General features: G+C 68.8%; 14 protein-coding genes. 8 read left to right on the top strand and 6 right to left on the bottom strand.

The genetic code is table 11. From position 1 onward, the window contains the following. The first annotated feature begins 52 nt into the window (after positions 1-52). The 8 genes from VF584_06820 to VF584_06785 all read left to right on the top strand — a co-directional run bounded on the left by VF584_06820 (position 53) and on the right by VF584_06785 (position 8,811). Entirely contained in the window at positions 53-1,390 is a 1,338-nt protein-coding gene (locus tag VF584_06820) for a hypothetical protein (GenBank protein ID HEX8209884.1), read from the top strand. 134 nt (positions 1,391-1,524) lie between these two features. Then, on the top strand, positions 1,525-2,418 hold the full coding sequence (locus tag VF584_06815) for a PHB depolymerase family esterase (GenBank protein ID HEX8209883.1): 894 nt from the start codon (positions 1,525-1,527) through the stop codon (positions 2,416-2,418). Next, positions 2,415-3,923 carry an AMP-binding protein gene (locus tag VF584_06810; GenBank protein ID HEX8209882.1) on the top strand — a complete coding sequence of 503 codons (1,509 nt, stop codon included), beginning with the start codon at positions 2,415-2,417 and terminating at the stop codon, positions 3,921-3,923. Before VF584_06815 ends, VF584_06810 begins: the two co-directional genes overlap by 4 nt. Further along, positions 3,920-4,483, top strand: coding sequence for a hypothetical protein (locus VF584_06805; protein ID HEX8209881.1), 564 nt, complete (start codon positions 3,920-3,922; stop codon positions 4,481-4,483). Before VF584_06810 ends, VF584_06805 begins: the two co-directional genes overlap by 4 nt. Before the next feature lie 103 nt (positions 4,484-4,586). Next, complete coding sequence (locus VF584_06800) at positions 4,587-4,784, top strand: hypothetical protein (GenBank protein HEX8209880.1); 198 nt, start codon at positions 4,587-4,589, stop codon at positions 4,782-4,784. Continuing rightward, positions 4,781-5,446 carry a hypothetical protein gene (locus VF584_06795; GenBank protein HEX8209879.1) on the top strand — a complete coding sequence of 222 codons (666 nt, stop codon included), beginning with the start codon at positions 4,781-4,783 and terminating at the stop codon, positions 5,444-5,446. The genes VF584_06800 and VF584_06795 overlap by 4 nt, the downstream gene beginning before the upstream one ends. 124 nt (positions 5,447-5,570) lie before the next feature. Then, a complete protein-coding gene (locus tag VF584_06790; GenBank protein ID HEX8209878.1) occupies positions 5,571-7,142 on the top strand; it encodes a Ppx/GppA phosphatase family protein in 1,572 nt (523 codons plus the stop codon). A 58-nt stretch (positions 7,143-7,200) separates the two neighbouring features. After that, positions 7,201-8,811, top strand: a complete 1,611-nt coding sequence (locus VF584_06785) for an FAD-dependent monooxygenase (protein ID HEX8209877.1) — start codon at positions 7,201-7,203, stop codon at positions 8,809-8,811. Between the two features lie 73 nt (positions 8,812-8,884). On the opposite strand, the gene VF584_06780 is transcribed toward VF584_06785, so the two are convergent. The 6 genes from VF584_06780 to mnmG all read right to left on the bottom strand — a co-directional run bounded on the left by VF584_06780 (position 8,885) and on the right by mnmG (position 14,952). Beyond that, positions 8,885-9,637 carry a Nif3-like dinuclear metal center hexameric protein gene (locus VF584_06780; protein ID HEX8209876.1) on the bottom strand — a complete coding sequence of 251 codons (753 nt, stop codon included), beginning with the start codon at positions 9,635-9,637 and terminating at the stop codon, positions 8,885-8,887. Between the two features lie 121 nt (positions 9,638-9,758). Next, on the bottom strand, positions 9,759-10,148 hold the full coding sequence (locus tag VF584_06775) for a polymer-forming cytoskeletal protein (GenBank protein ID HEX8209875.1): 390 nt from the start codon (positions 10,146-10,148) through the stop codon (positions 9,759-9,761). Positions 10,149-10,223: 75 nt separating this feature from the next. Next, positions 10,224-10,985 (bottom strand): peptidoglycan DD-metalloendopeptidase family protein, encoded by a 762-nt coding sequence (locus VF584_06770; GenBank protein ID HEX8209874.1) that lies wholly within the window; start codon positions 10,983-10,985, stop codon positions 10,224-10,226. A gap of 115 nt (positions 10,986-11,100) precedes the next feature. After that, a complete protein-coding gene (locus VF584_06765) occupies positions 11,101-12,012 on the bottom strand; it encodes a ParB/RepB/Spo0J family partition protein (protein HEX8209873.1) in 912 nt (303 codons plus the stop codon). A gap of 9 nt (positions 12,013-12,021) precedes the next feature. Continuing rightward, positions 12,022-12,837 (bottom strand): AAA family ATPase, encoded by an 816-nt coding sequence (locus VF584_06760; GenBank protein ID HEX8209872.1) that lies wholly within the window; start codon positions 12,835-12,837, stop codon positions 12,022-12,024. A 231-nt stretch (positions 12,838-13,068) separates the two neighbouring features. Beyond that, the gene (mnmG, locus tag VF584_06755) at positions 13,069-14,952 is read right to left on the bottom strand and encodes a tRNA uridine-5-carboxymethylaminomethyl(34) synthesis enzyme MnmG (protein ID HEX8209871.1); all 1,884 of its coding nucleotides are present in this window, start codon (positions 14,950-14,952) and stop codon (positions 13,069-13,071) included. Between the last annotated feature and the right edge of the window lie 111 nt (positions 14,953-15,063).

The following is a 15,063-nucleotide window of genomic DNA, read 5'->3' as shown; positions in this document are numbered from 1 at the left end:
AGCTGGCAAGGGGAATCGCCGTCGCTCTCGGGGATCCCGGTCGCGGCAGAAGGTGCTGGCGGATCTGCGTGACAGCCCCTTTCCGAAGCACAAGCTCCACCTGAACAGCTACCTGCGCGGACCCCACGGCCGCGATATCGCGGATGCGGCCGCGGTGGCTGTCGGGGTAAGGGTGACGGAGCTGTTGGCCGGTCTCGATGGCCCCTCTCCACTGGAGCTGTGGCTCCCGATCGCGCTGGACAGGGCGCGCTGGGGCGGGTCCGACTCCATGGTGGTAATCGGGAGCGCGCGGCCTCGCTCACAAGTACTCCGCACCTCGCTCGCACTGCGGGGTTACCGGACGAGCGGCGAAGTGGTATCGGTTCCCGTCCAGGAGCGCAACCCTTTCGCAATTCTCGCCATCTACCCCGCGGAACAGTCATTCGGCGCGGATCCAGAGGCGGCCCTGCGCGCAGCCGGGCGGAAGATGGGGAGGACCGTGAGCACCCGTGAAGCCGAGTTCGGGGTGCAGTACGTGGACCCCTGCGCGACCGACCCATACCTGTGCGATCCAAGTTGCACCCCGGAATGGACGGCCCAATGCCCCTATGGGCCGCCCCCGGCTCCGGCTGAGGGCGTGGCGGTGCCCAGCGGATACGACAGGCACTCCTGCTTCGTGAGCTCCGACCCCTCGCAGGACGCGGACAACGATGGGATAAATGATCAGTGCGAATACGAAGTCGCCAATACGTTTAGGCCGTTCCTAGCAGTCAGCCCGAACGACGACAACCTTGAGCGGGAGCCGTACTGGGCGGTGGCCAAGGTGCGCAACCCTCAGTCGGGGTACGAAAAGCACCTGCGGATCTTCTATGCCCTTTCGTATCATGAGGATGGGGGATCACCGTCGGGCGGCTTCAAGGCCCACCACGGCGACTCGGAGTTCATTATCATCCAGGTGGTGCCACCATCCGAACCGGGTGGCCGGTGGCTCCTCTTCCGCGCAACGCTCTCCGCGCACTGGGGTGCTTTGACCGACGCCACACAAACCGTGGAGGACTGGTGGCTGACTTATCCAGAGGGGACGCCTCGAGCCCGGCCGCTGGTATGGGTGGCCGAGGACAAGCACGCCAACTACGACAGCTGGATCTCGTGTGACGAGGGAGCATACTACTGGGATAACTGCGACGGGAATTACTACAACACGTACAACTCCTACTTCACGGTGGAAGTGCTTCCCAATGCCAACCTCGGCGACGGCTACTCGGGGTACCTGACTTACTGCGCATATAGCCGGAAAGGGAGACCCGGACGCGAGTGCTTCTGGGATTGGTCGAACTTCTACGGCTGGACGGAACGCAGCGGAGACTGGGCGGGACCGTACGCCGAGGCACTCTGGGCATTCGGATTCTGACGCGCCGGAGGTAATCCGTCGAAAGAGGCCTCCGGTGGACTCACGCGAGGCGTAGATGAGGAGCCTGATCCTCATCTGCGCCTCCATAGGAAGCCTGCCGTTCTGCACCTTTCGCAATCGAATTTACGCAACAGATGACCACCGCACCACTTCTTGCCATGACCGCCGCATCGATGCTGGCCGCAGCGCCCGCGGACACCTCCGGAAGCTGGGAGTGGCACACCCACACCAGCGATGCGGGAACGCGCCGCTACCGCCTATTCGTCCCCGCCGGCGTGGATGCATCGCGCCCGGCGCCGCTGGTGGTGATGCTGCACGGCTGCACGCAGGACCCCGACGACTTCGCGCGGGGCACCCGCTTCAACGAGGCCGCGGCGGAGGAGCGGGTCATCGTCGCGTATCCCGAGCAGACCGGCGCGCTGCACCCGCAGAAATGCTGGACGTGGTACGATCCCGCCCACCAGGCGCGCGGCGGCGAGCCCGCGCTGGTCGCCGGCATCGCGCGCGAGGTGATGGCGGCGCGTCCCGTAGATGCGAAGCGCGTGTACGTGGCCGGCATCTCGGCCGGCGCGGCGATGGCCATCAACACGGCGGCTGCGTACCCCGAGCTCTTTGCGGCCGCGGGCGCGCACTCTGGCATCGCGTACCGCGCCGCCACCGCGGTCCCGCAGGCGCTCGCGGTAATGCGGAACGGCTCGGCTGCACCCGACTCGCTACGTGTGGAACGGGCGGTGCCGCTGATCGTATTCCACGGCGCGTCGGACCCGGTGGTCGCGCCGATTAACGGGCGCCAGCTCGCGGCGCTGTGGGCACGCGCGGGCGGCCTCAAGGACTTCCAGCGTTCGGAGATGGAGACCGGCGGGTTGCGTGCGACCCGTGACGTGTACGGCCCATTCCTGGAGCTGTGGATGGTGGAAGGGCTCGGCCACGCCTGGTCCGGCGGCTCCGCTGAAGGCACCTACACGGACGTGCGCGGTCCGGATGCGACGCGCGAGATGCTCCGCTTCTTCCTGGCCCACACGCGATGAGCCGCACCGCCTTTCCCGTGCACCCCGATCCGCTGCGCTTCTGGCGGAGGCAGGCGCCCGCGCGGGTCGCGCTGGTCGACCGCACCCGCGGCGAGCGCCTCACCTACGCGGAGCTCGACGCGGCGGCGGACCGCTGGGCCGCCCTCCTGCGCGCCCGCGGCATCGGGCGCGGCGACCTGGTGGGGGTGCTCTCCGGGAACCGGCACGAAGTCCCGGCGCTCTTCTTCGCCTGCGGACGCGTGGGAGCGGCGCTGGTGCCGCTCAACTGGCGCCTCGCCGCGGCTGAGCTCGCGCCCATCCTGGCCGATGCGCGCCCCTCGATCCTCTTCGGCGAAGACCGCTTCCGCGCGCTCGCCGACGACGCGGAGTGGATCGACCTGGACCATGACGCACCGGCGCTCCTGGAGCGCGGCGGCCCCGCGGCGCCCGACGTCGAGATCGACGCGGAAGACGCGGCGCTCGTCCTCTACACCTCCGGGAGCACGGGGAAGCCCAAGGGCGCCGTCCTCCCCCACCGCCAGATCCTGTGGAACGCCGTCGCAACCGCCACCGCGTGGGAGCTTGACGCGGACGATGTCGTGCCGGTGTCGACGCCGCTCTTCCACACGGGCGGCTGGAACGTCTTCGCCACCCCCGCGTGGCATCGCGGCGCGACCGTTGTGCTCTTCGACGGCTTCGACGCCGACGGCTTCCTGCAGGCCGTCGAGGAAGAGGGAATCACCACCGCGCTCACCGTCCCCACGCAGCTGCTGATGCTCACCGAGAGCCCGCGCTGGGGGCGCCCGCTGCCGCGGCTCCGCTCCTTCGTCTCGGGCGGCGCGGCGTGCCCGCCCTCGCTGGCTGCGCGCGTGCGGGAGGCGGGCTACCGCTTCCGCGAAGGATACGGACTTACCGAGTGCGGCCCCAACTGCTTCTCCATCTCGGACGACGAGGCGCGCGCCCGGCCGGGGAGCGTCGGCTGGCCCGTCCCCTTCCTGGAGATGCGCCTGGAGACCGCCGATGGCCGCGAAGCCGAGCCCGGCGAGCCTGGCGAGCTCCTGCTGCGCGGCCCGCAGCTCTTCGCCGGCTACCTGCGCGCACCCGAGCGCACCGCCGAAGCGCTCGATGCGGACGGGTGGCTGCACACCGGCGACCTCGCCCGCCGCGACGCCGACGGCGCCTACACCATCTGCGGGCGCCGCAAGGAGATGTACATCTCGGGCGGCGAGAACGTCTTCCCCGCCGAGGTGGAGGCGGCGCTCGCAGACTGCCCCGGCATCGCCGAAGCCGTCGTCGTCGGCGTGCACGACGAACGCTGGGGTGAGGTGGGACGCGCCTTCGTCGTACTGCGCCCCGGCGAGTACGCGACGGGCGAGGCGCAGGTGGTGGCCTATGCGCGCACGCGGCTGGCCGGGTACAAGGTGCCGCGCACCGTCTTTATCCTCCCCGAGATCCCGCGCCTAGGCTCCGGCAAGCCCGATCGCGCCGCCCTCGCCCGCTGGACGCCCCAGGAGGTGGCCCGGTGACCGAAGGCGCCCGAGCCAAGGGATCCGCGCTCCGCTCCACCCTTGCCTTCGTCGCCGAGCGCGCCGGCGACGGAGGCGTCGACGACGTCCTCGGCCGCCTACGCCCTGAGGAGCGCCGCGCCATCGCCTCCGTCGCCCCCACCGACGAGGTGCCGATGGAGCTGATGAGGTCGCTCTGGCGCGCCACCGACGCCGTGCTCGGCCCAGCCGACCCGGGATGGCCGGAACGCTCGGGAGCGTACTCCATCGAGGGCGCCGGGGTGCAGCTCTACGGCGGTATCCTCCTCAAGCAATCGCCCCTTGAGTTCCTCACGCAGCGCGTTTCCCTCTTTCGGCTCTTCTACCAGCCGGGCAACATGGAAGTGGTCGAGATCGAGCCCGGCCGCGCCGTCCTGCGCCTGGTCGGCTTCGACCCTGGCGACACCACCTTCTGCCGCCGCCAGACCGGAGGTCTCCTCCGTTCCGTGGAGCTGGCGGGCGGCGCCACCCCCTCCGTCCGCCACGTCCGCTGCTCCGTCGAGGGCGACGCCTTCTGCGAATGGGAGCTCCGCTGGGACTGAAATCGCCACCATTCAGCCACCGCCCGGACCGGTTTGCGCTCGAAGTTTGCAGCCCCAAAAAAGCACGTATAGCTTCGAAACGAACGACAACGAGGAGGCTGATATGAAGGACGCCAAGATGCGCGAGCTCGTCCCACCAATGTGGCCGCCGGACAGCTTCACGATGGAGGAGGCCGAGGCTGCGGTGTTGAAGGTGAAAGCCGCAAGGGAGGCTCGGGAGAACGCGAAACGCAAGCGCTCCCGTGGCGCAAAGAAGTCCCGTAGGGGCGGCGGCGAAGTCAACGGCGGCGAGGATCCATGATCGCTCGAAGCTACGACCGGAACGTGTTCATCAACTGCCCTTTCGATCCAGCGTACCGCCCACTGTTCGAGGCGATCGCTTTCGCCACTTCCGACTGCGGGTACCATCCTCGCTGTTCTCTCGAGGTGGACGACAGCAGCCAGGTGCGTATCGAGAAGATCACCACGATCATCCGCGAGTCACGCCTGGCGGTGCACGACATCTCCCGAACGCAGCTCGACCGCGGCACGCGGCTACCACGCTTCAACATGCCGCTGGAGTTGGGTATCTTCCTGGGCGCGAAGTCGTTCGGCTCCGGAGAACACAAGGAGAAGGTGGCGATCATCCTGGACACCGACCGTTACCGCTACCAGAAGTTCATCTCCGATATTGCGGGTCAGGACATCCGCGCGCACGGCGGCAGAACGGACGAAGTGATCCGCGAGGTGCGCGATTTTCTCTCGACCCATCGCGAGCCGGGGGTAATCCTTCCGGGCGGAGAAAAGATCGTCGAACGCTACCGCCGGTTTCACGGCGATCTACCCGCTCTGTGCCGCGAGGTGCACCTGGAGTATGCGAGGCTGAACTTCCGCGACCTCTCGTTCCTGATCTTCTCCTGGCTTAAGAAGCACCCGGTGCAGCCGCGGCGGCCCGCGCTTGAAGAGATCGATCGAGGCGCTTAGATCAAGCTCTACAGGTAGACGACTCACCGCGTGAGATCGGCGTTCCGGCCCGATCCCTGCGCACAGATGCGGGCCGCCGGAGCCCGCTCGGGGCCGGCACGGTCCGTCTCTCGCGCGCCCGGTAATGCCGCAGCTTTCCGCACCCAAGAAGAACCCGAAGACGCTCCCGGCCTTTCCGCTGCGGGTGGCGGCGGTGGACGTGGGCTCCAACGCCATGCGCTTCATCGCCGCGGAGTTCCGCGGCGCCACGGAGTACGAGACGCTGGCCGAGCAGCGCATGCCCGTGCGGCTGGGGCACGACGTCTTCCTGACCGGCAAGCTGCCGCGCGAAGCGATGGACGCGGCCGTGGAGGCGATGAAGGGCTTCCGGCGGCAGATGGAGGCGCTGGGAATCGAGCACTACCGCGCCGTGGCCACCAGCGCCATGCGCGAGTCGCGCAACGGCGGCGAGCTGGTGCAGCGCATCCGCGACGAGGCGGGGCTGGAGTTGGAGGTCATCACCGGGTCCGAGGAGGCGCGGCTGGTCTACGAGGCGATCCGCGCCAGCGTTCCCCTCGAGAACCACAAGTGGATCCTGGTGGACCTGGGCGGCGGGAGCGTGGAGGTGTCGCTGGTGGACGCCAGCGGCATCCTTTGGAGCGAGAGCCACGTGATGGGCTCCGTGCGCCTCCTGGAAGAGCTCTCCGTCTCTGGCGAGGAGCCCGGGCGCTTCCAGCGGCTGCTGCGCGAGTACGCGGCCACGCTCCAAATTCCCGTCATCGCGCAGCAGTGGAACCCGCGCGGGGTGATCGCCACCGGCGGCAACATCGAGGCGCTGGCGAGGCTGGCGGGCGGCAAGGCGGCGCGGGGGAAGGTGACGCGCCTGTCGCTCACCGAGCTGCGCGGGCTCATCGAGATGCTCTCGCGTCTCTCGTACCGGCAGCGGGTGGACGAGCTGGGGCTGCGCGAGGACCGCGCGGACGTGATCCTCCCCGCCTCCATGGTCTACGAGCGCGTCATCTCCGTGTCCGGCGCGGAGGAGGTGTTCGTGCCGGCGGTCGGGCTCAAGGACGGCGTGCTGGTGGACCTGGTGGACGACCTGGTGACGCATCAGGAGCACGAGAACCGCAAGGACAGGCACGCGGTGGCCGGGGCGGTGTCGCTGGGGCGGCGCTACATGTTCGACGAGACGCACGCGCAGCACGTGGCGCGGCTCGCCGGCTCCCTCTTCGACCAGCTCCGCAAGGTGCACAAGCTGGAGCCCACCGACCGGCGCATCCTGCTGGCCGCGGGGGTGCTGCACGACATCGGCGTGTACGTGGGCTACAAGAAGCACCACAAGCACTCATTCTACCTGGTCTCCCAGAGCGAGATTCCGGAGTTCACGCAACGCGAGATCGACATCATCGCCAACCTTGCGCGATACCACCGCAAGGGAGTCCCGGCCGAGCACCACGACCACTTCACCCGGCTTCCGGAAGAGGACCGGGCGCGGGTGATCAAGCTCGCCTCGCTGCTGCGCGTAGCCGATGCGCTGGACCGCGAGCACATCCAGGCCGTCTCCAGCGTGCGCGCGCGCGTGGCGAAGGATCGCTGCACGCTGGAACTGGAGTGCACGGGCGACCTCCTCCTGGAACGCTGGGCACTGCGCCGCAAAGGCGGGCTCTTTGAGGACACCTTTGGCCTCAAAGTGGAGATCGCAGGCTCCGCGGAGTGAACCCGCGGCTGTTGGATGGTGAAGCCCACCCGATCCCGCCTTCGCTGATCAGGCTCACATGAACACGTCAGCGCACGACACGGAGGTGCTGGTGGCCGGCGGCGGCCCCACGGGGCTGATGCTGGCGCTGGGGCTGGCTTCGCGCGGGATCGCATGCCGCGTGGTCGACCGGACGCCCGTGCGCTCCGACCGCTCGCGCGCGCTGGTGGTGCACGCCCGCTCGCTCGAGCTGCTGCAGAAGCTGGGGATCGCGGACGAGCTGGTCGCGGCGGGGCGGAAAACGATGGCCGCGAAGGTCTTCATCAACGGCCGCCCCGCGGTGGACTTCGCGTTCGGCAAGGTCGCCAAGGTCACCGATACGCCCTTCCCATTCACCCTCCTGGTGTCGCAGGTGGAGACGGAGCGCGTGCTGGAAAGGCGGCTGGCCGCCCTGGGAATGAACGTGGAGCGGCCGCTGGAGCTGCTCGGCTTTGAGCAGGACGCGGACGCGGTGCGCGCGCGCCTGCGGCACGAGGATGGGCGTGAGGAAGAGGTCCGCGCCCGCTACATCGTGGGATGCGACGGCGCGCACAGCGTGGTGCGCAAGGGGGCGGGGCTGAGCTTCGATGGCGGGGCGTATCCGCAGGACTTCGTGCTCGCGGACGTCACCGTAGAGTGGGAAAACGATGATGATTCGCTGTACATCTTCGTCTCGCGCGCGGGGCTCCTGGCCGTCTTTCCGTTCGCCGAGCCGGGGTCCTACCGGCTGATCGCGACGCGCCCCGAGTCTGCGCCCGATGACGCGGGCGACCCATCGCTCGACGAGATGCGGGAGATCGTCCGCCAGACCTCACCGATTCCCATGGAGCTCCGGGATCCGCGCTGGCTCGCGCGCTTCCGCCTCCATCATCGCGCCGCGAACCACTACCGCGCGGGCCGGGCGTTCGTGGCGGGCGATGCGGCGCACATCCACAGCCCGGCGGGAGGGCAGGGGATGAACACGGGGCTCCAGGACGCGGCCAACCTGGCGTGGAAGCTGGCGCTCGTGCTTCGCGGGCATGCGCCGGAAGGGTTCCTGGACAGCTACGAGGCCGAGCGGCTCCCCGTGGGACGGCGCCTGCTGCGCACCACGGACCGGCTCTTCGCGGGCACCGCGTCGCGCGGCCCGGTCAGTTTGGCGCTCGCCGGCTTCGTCCTGCCGCGCATCGGCAGGATCGCGCTCGGCCGGCCGGGGCTCGCGGTACGTGGCTTCCGCTTCATCTCGCAACTGGAGATCGCGTATCCTTCCAGCCCAGTCGTCGACGAGGCGCGGCCACGCTTCCGCGGCGGCCCTCGGGCGGGGCACCGCGCGCCGGACGCCAAGGTGCGCCGCGACGGTAGCGAAACCACGCTGTTCTCGCTCTGCGCCGGCGCCGCGCACCACCTCCTCGTCTTCGGCGGCGATACGGTGGATGCGCTCCGCACCCTGGCCACCGAGCACCTGGGCGACGTACGGGCGCACCACATCGCCCGCAGCCCCGGCGTGGCGGGCGCGTGGTTCGACGAGTCAGGCGAGGCGCACCAGCGCTATGGGATCACGGAATCTGGCTATTACCTGATCCGTCCTGACGGCTACATCGCGTTCAGAGCGGCTGGACTGAACACGGAACCGCTTGCCCCGTACTTCCTCCGTATCTTCCCGGCTCAATAGTTGGTCTCGCCAACCATCGTTCAGGACTGTTCTCTCCCGCGCCTCTGCGCCTCCGCGTGAGACCAGCTGTTTGCTACAACCCGGTCGGATGGTCGATGAAGAACCATTTGATGCCGAACTTCCGCTCCAGGTGCTCAGCGAGGGCACGAACACCCCAGACCTCAGTGGCGTAGTGGCCGCCAAGGTAGAGGTTGATCCCGCCCTCCTCGGCGTCAAAGAAGTTGTGGTGCGCTCCCTCGCCGGTGACAAAGGCGTCGAGCCCCGCCGCCACCGCATCTGCCACCCTCCCGCCAGCGCCACCCGTAACGACGCCAACCCGCCGCACGTGCTCCGGCCCGCCCGGGATCATCTTCACGCGCGTGCCAAGAACCTCGTCGAGCCGCGCGCAGAGCGCCTCACGGCGCAGATCCACCTCACCCCACACGCCGAGCGGCAGCCCCTTGAAATCTCCAAAGGTTCCCTGCGGCTCCGCGCCGAGCGCCCGCAGCAGGACAGCGTTGTTGCCGACCTCCGGATGTGCATCGAGCGGCAGGTGCGCGGAGTAGACGGCGACACCCGCGTCCAGCAGCGGCTTGATGCGACGATAGCGCCGGCCGGTCAGGGGACGGTTTCCATCCCAGAAAAGCCCGTGGTGCACCAGGAGGAGATCCGCATCCCCTGCGATCGCCTGGTCCACCGTCGCCTGCGCCCCGTCCACCGCCACGGCGATGCGGCGGATGGGACGCGTGCCCTCCACCTGCAGCCCGTTTACCGCGTCCGGATAGTCGGGCGTAGTGCCGATATGGAGGTAGTTGTCCAGATAGCGGACCAGCTCGTCGAGCTTCACGAGAATGCCGGTGGGAAGAGACGCGCGTTTTCCCCGATCTGTGGATAACGGGAGTGGAGAACCAGGGGCAGCCGGTGTGGAAAACGTGCAAACCGTTATTGCATATGGATTTGCGCGCTGTTCACGCCGTTGTGGAAAACATCCCGGCGTGCGTGGAGTTTTCCCCCGACCCTGCGGGGAGGGCGCGGACAGCCTCGGCATCCAGCATCTGAACCTGGCCGTTGAAGCGCGCGCCTTCCTCCAGGTGAAGGTGCTGGGCCCGGGCATGGACGACGCCCTCGATGTCGCAGGTGGCCTGGAGCTCCAGCCGGCTCTCGGCCACGACGCTGCCACGGATCCGGCCGCCGATCACCGCGTCCTGGGTGAAGATGTCGCCCTCCACCAGGCCCTCGCGGCCGACCACCACCGCCTTCGTGGCGCGGATCGTCCCGCGGATCTCGCCCTCGATGCGCACCGTGCCGTCGGTGACCAGGTCGCCCACGATCCGCATCCCGGGGCCGATGATCGACATCGACGCCTCGCCTGCGTTTCCGCGCGAAGGTGCGGACGTATCACCGATGTTCTTTGCTTTTCCGAACGCCATCCTCTACTCCGGTAAGTGAACGAGTGACACCGGATCGACCGGCGTCCCGTTCCTGCGAATCTCGAAATGAAGGTGCGGAGCCGTGGAGACTCCCGTGCTTCCGCTCAGCGCGATGGTCTGGCGGGAGCGCACCCGCTGCCGTGCCTTCACCAACACGCGGGAGGCGTGCCCGTACAGCGACTCGTACCCGCCCCCGTGCGCGATGCGCACGAAGAGGCCGTACACGCTGTCGCGCCCCGCCTCCGTCACCGTGCCATCCCCGGCGGCTACGATGGGCGTGCCGAGCGCCACCGCGATGTCCATCCCCGGGTGGCGCTCGCCATCGCCGCGGCCGCGCTGCCCGCGCGTGACGAACCCGCGCGCCGCCAGCGGCCACGCGCGCGGAAGAAGTGCCTGGTCCGCCGAGTCCGCCTCCGCGGTGTCACGCGCCACCGGCGGCGGGGCCGCGGCCTTGGCGGGCTCGCGCCGGCGAACGCCGCCCAGCAGTCGGGTGATCTGCGCGTACCGCGCCTCCATCTCCACGAGCCTGCGGCGGAGCTGGTCCACCTCTGCCACCTCTCCCTCCAGCCGCCGCACGTCGCGCTGCAGCACCTGCGCCCGGGTGGCCTGCGCCGCCAGGTAGAACCACGACCCGATCATCAGCACCAGCGCCACACCCAGCCCGATCGCCGCGAATTTGAGAAGCCGCAGCCTGCGGTACGAAAGCTCGTAGGTGCGCGTGGTGAGATCCGTGCCGCCGCCATGCGGCACGACGATGAAGGTCATCCGGCGATCTTCGGCGGCGCGCAAGCGGGGGCCTCGGTGCTGGGACATAACGAGAGTGCGTTAGTGCGTGAGTGCGTAAGCGCGTTTTGTGCAGCGCACTTACGCACCGGCGCACTCACGCACTTTCCTCCCCGAGAAGCAGCTCCAGCACCCGGTCGAAATCGTCCGCGTTGTAGAACGGGATCTCGATGCGGCCGCTCTTTCCGCTCGCGCCCACGCGGATGCGCACGGCGGTGCCCATGGCGCGCTGGAGCTCCGTTTCCAGGTGGCGGACGTGCGGGTCGGCCGGGGGAGCGGCGGGGGCGGGCGAGGGCGGGGCAGGGGAGCGCTCGCCGCCCTCGCGCCGTTGCCGCACGCGCTCTTCAACCGTGCGCACGGAGAGGGAGCCCTCCGCGGCCTCGCGCGCCATCTCCGCCATGGCGCGCTCGTCGTCCAATCCCAGGATCGCGCGGGCGTGGCCCATGGAGAGGGTGCCCTCGTTGACCATCCGCTGCACGGAGGCGGGAAGCTGCAGCAGGCGGAGGAGGTTGGCGACGGTGGAGCGCTCGCGGCCCACGCTCTCGGCCACTTCGGCCTGCGTGAAGCCGAACTCGTCGATCAGCTGCTGGTACCCGGCCGCCTCTTCCAGCGGGGAGAGCTCGGCGCGCTGCACGTTCTCCACGATGGCCAGCACGAGCATGGCGCGGTCGTCCGGCTCCTTTACGATGGCGGGCACCTCGGCCCACCCCAGCCGCCGCACCGCACGCCAGCGCCGCTCGCCCGCCACCAGCTCCCACTCCGCACCCTCGGGGGCGCCGGCGGGCGCGGGGCGCACCACCAGCGCCTGTAACAGGCCATTCTGGCGGATGGAGGCTTCCAGTTCGGCGAGCTGCGCCTCGGCGAACTCGCGGCGGGGCTGGAATGGGTTCGGCGCAATGCGCGCCACGGGGACCATCCGAATCCCATCCGCGGGCGCGGTTTCGCCCTGGGGCTGCGAGTACTCGCCGAGGAGGGCGCTGAGGCCTTTGCCCAGGCGGGCCTTCTTCACGGCGGACACTTAGCGCGCCCCCGCGCCGACGGGCTCGGCCAGCGCCTCGGAAGCACGGCTCCCGTTGCGGGCGATCACCTCGTTGGCCAGCGAGAGGTAGCTCTTCGCGCCCACCGACAGGACGTCGTAGAGTACGATCGGCTTCCCAAAGGAGGGTGCCTCGGCGATGCGGACGTTCCGCGGGATGGTGGTGCGGTACACCTTGGGGCCGAAGTACTCCTTGGCCTCGTCCGCCACCTGGCGCGACAGGTTCAGGCGCCCATCGTACATCGTCATAAGCACCCCCTCTATCTGCAAGCGCGGGTTGAGGTTACCCTGCACGAGGGTGATCGTGTTCAGGAGCTGCGACAGCCCCTCAAGTGCGTAGAACTCGCACTGGATTGGGATCAGCACCGAGTCGGCCGCCGCCATCGTGTTCAGGGTCAGGAGACCGAGCGAGGGCGGGCAGTCGATCACGATGTACTCGTAGCTGTCGCGGATGGAGGCGAGCGCGTTACGCAGCACCCCTTCGCGCCCGCGCCGGCTCACCAGTTCCACCTCCACCCCCACCAGGTCGCGCGTCGCGGGGACCACGTCCAGGAAGGGAAAGTGGACGTTCTTCACCACCGCCTCAGCGATCGGGAGGTCGTCGGAGAGGATGTCGTAGATGGAGCGCTCGAGCGAGTCCTTGTTGATCCCGAGCCCGCTGGTGGCATTCCCCTGCGGATCTGTGTCGATGACGAGCGTTTTCTTTTCCGCGACCGCCAGGCAGGCAGCCAGGTTGATCGCGGTGGTCGTCTTTCCGACGCCGCCCTTCTGGTTCGCGATGGCGATGATGCGAGACAAGCGTCCTTCTCAGTGCTGCGCGGGAGGGGTGGGGTGAGCCGTGGCCGAAATATACGACCCCCGCGGGGGTGAGTCTAGCGACCGCCAGTGTTCCGCCAACTGAGGCACCGGGTGCGATGCGGGTGGGGCCCTCGGATGCGGGAGCAGTGTTCCACGTGGAACAAGTGACGGCGACTGAGAATAATGGCAGGAGCAAGGGTAACTACGGCCTCTGCCCGTAGCCGTATGGCCCTACTCCCGCGCTGCCATCTGCTCCCCGCGCTTGCGAAGCTCCATCACAAGGTTCTGAAGGTCGCTCGGGGAGACGCCAGGAATGCGCGATGCCTGCGCCAGCGTGGCGGGGCGGATGCGGTCAAGCTTCTGGCGCGCCTCAAAGGAGAGCGAGTGGAGCTCAATCCAGGGGAGGTCGGCGGGGAGCGCGATGTCCGCGTGCCGCTGGAGCGCGGCGGATCGTGCGCGCTCCTTGATCAGGTAGCCGTCGTACTTCATCTCCATCTCGACCGCCGCAAGCGTCTCCAGCAGGACCGCACGTTCCGCGTTCGGCGCGCCGCCGACTGCATCCAGCAGCGCCTCACCCCCAACTTTCGGACGGCGGATCAAGACGGAGAGGCGCGTCGGCTCGCGCAGTGGAGAGGACTCGACCGCTTCCAGGAGCGGGTTCACGGCGCCGGGCGGGGCGTTCGTATCGCGCAGCCATGCGCTCACTTGATCGGCGAGTTCCTGGCGGTCCTCCATTACCTCGCGCTGCGCGTCACTCAGCATCCCGCGTGCGGCGGCGATGGGGCCCAGCCTCTGGAGCGCGTTGTCCTGGCGAAGGGTGAGCCGGAACTCCGCGCGCGAGGTGAAGAGGCGGTACGGCTCGTCCGTGCCCTTGGTCACCAGGTCGTCCACCAGCACGCCGATGAAGGCCTGGTCGCGCTCGAGGATGAGCGGCTCGCGGCCAAGCGCCGCGAACGCCGCGTTCGCGCCGGCGACAATGCCCTGGCCCGCGGCCTCCTCGTAGCCGGTGGTCCCGTTCACCTGGCCTGCGAGGAAGAGCCCCGCCAGCGCCTTCGACTCCAGCGTGGGATGGAGCTGGTGTGGAGGGTAGTAGTCGTACTCGATCGCGTACCCCACCTTCGTCATCCGCACCTGTTCCAGCCCCGGGATGCTGCGCAGCATCCGCTCCTGCACACCGGCGGGCAGGGAGGTGGAGAGACCGTTGACGTACATCTCGCACGTATCCAGCCCCTCCGGCTCCAGGAAGATCTGGTGGCGCGGCGCGTCGGGGAACTTGACGATCTTGTCTTCGATGGATGGACAGTAGCGTGGCCCCCGCCCCGAGATCTCGCCGCCGTACAGTGCGGACTCGCCGAGGTGCCCGTGAACGAGGTCGGCGAGCTCGGCGCCCGTCCATGTGATCCAACACGGGAGTTGGGGAAGGAGCGGGGCGCGCTCCCAGACGGAGAGGCGATAGTCGGGACTCTCTCCCGGCTGCTCCTCTACACGCGAGTAGTCGACGCTGCGCCCGTCGATGCGGGGCGGCGTTCCAGTCTTGAAGCGCGCCACCTCCAGCCCAAGCGCCTCCATCTGCTCGGCGAGGCGGATGGAGGGCGGGTCACCGGCGCGGCCGGCCGGCACACCCTCGGCGCGTCCCACGTGGATTCGTCCACGCAGAAAGGTCCCCGCGGTTAGGACGACGGAGCGCGCCCGGAACTCGAAGCCGTTCTCCGTCTTCACCCCCGCGACGCGCCCCCTGTCTAGGAGGAGCGAGCCGACCATCCCCTGAAAGAACTCCAGACCCTCGTGGCGCTCCAGGAGCGCCCGCGCAGCACGCGGGTAAAGGCCGCGATCGCACTGCATGCGCGGCGCCCACACGGCCGGGCCCTTGGAGCGGTTCAGCATCCGGAACTGGATGCGGGCGCGGTCCGTCGCCATCCCCATCACCCCACCGAGCGCATCCACCTCGCGCACGACGGTTCCCTTTGCAACGCCGCCGATCGCCGGGTTGCAGCTCATCTGGCCGATGGCTTCCAGGTTGGCGGTGACCATCAGCGTGCGTGCGCCCGCCCGCGCCGCGGCCGAGGCCGCTTCGACCCCGGCGTGCCCTCCGCCGACCACGATGACGTCGTGCATCTGGAATGGGAACAGTGAAGAGGAACGTAGGTGAGCACACGGCGGGTTCACCGCCGAGGAACTCTGTACCTTGCAGGTGCAGTGCTGTTCCACGTGGAACACTGCTGAAGC

Source organism: Longimicrobium sp. (assembly GCA_036389135.1).
In the GTDB taxonomy this organism is placed as follows: domain Bacteria; phylum Gemmatimonadota; class Gemmatimonadetes; order Longimicrobiales; family Longimicrobiaceae; genus Longimicrobium.
This window is presented reverse-complemented; position numbering and strand designations above follow the sequence as displayed.